Origin of the sequence: Pantoea sp. ANP04, assembly GCF_041982285.1 — a bacterium.
In the GTDB taxonomy this organism is placed as follows: Bacteria; Pseudomonadota; Gammaproteobacteria; order Enterobacterales; family Enterobacteriaceae; genus Pantoea; species Pantoea eucalypti.
In genome coordinates this window covers 1-549 of the sequence record NZ_JAUTYS010000137.1, presented here as the reverse complement: position 1 = coordinate 549, position 549 = coordinate 1, and the positions used below count along the sequence as shown (strand labels likewise).

The 549-nt window shown below is 66.3% G+C and carries 1 protein-coding gene; it reads left to right on the top strand.

Going from position 1 to position 549, the window contains the following annotated elements; translation table 11 throughout:
- Positions 1–321 precede the first annotated feature (321 nt).
- A partial coding sequence (locus Q7C21_RS22760; RefSeq protein ID WP_375151204.1) for a PIG-L family deacetylase occupies positions 322–549 on the top strand: 228 nt, incomplete at its 3' end.

Below are 549 nucleotides of genomic sequence, written 5' to 3'. Positions count from 1 at the left end.
ATCACTTCGCCGCTGATCTCGTTCTGCGCGACGTAGTGGTAGCCGTACCAGCCGAGCAGTGCGAGGAGCAGGACACCGAGGACCGTGCCGACGAGCTTGAGCGTGCGGTCGGCCTGCGCGTCCGAGGAGCGGCCGTAGCGGCTCTCGGGCGGGCGCGTCGTCGCCGTACTCATGATCGTCCTCTCGGCCGGAACGGAACGGATGTCCCGAAAGGAGCACCGGAGCAGGACCCCGGAATTATTCGCCTCCCGATTCGGTCACTATAGAAGCCGCCGAACGCGCCGACCGACACGGGGCGCCGACTTAACCGAGGATCGAGTCTTGACTGACCAGCTGCGACTGATGGCCGTCCACGCCCACCCCGACGACGAGTCGAGCAAGGGCGCGGCCACCATGGCGAAGTACGTGTCCGAGGGGGTGGACGTGCTCGTGGTGACCTGCACGGGAGGGGAACGCGGCTCCATCCTCAACCCCAAGCTCCAGGGGGACCCGTACATCGAGGAGAACATCCACGAGGTGCGCAGGAAGGAGATGGACGAGGCACGCGAG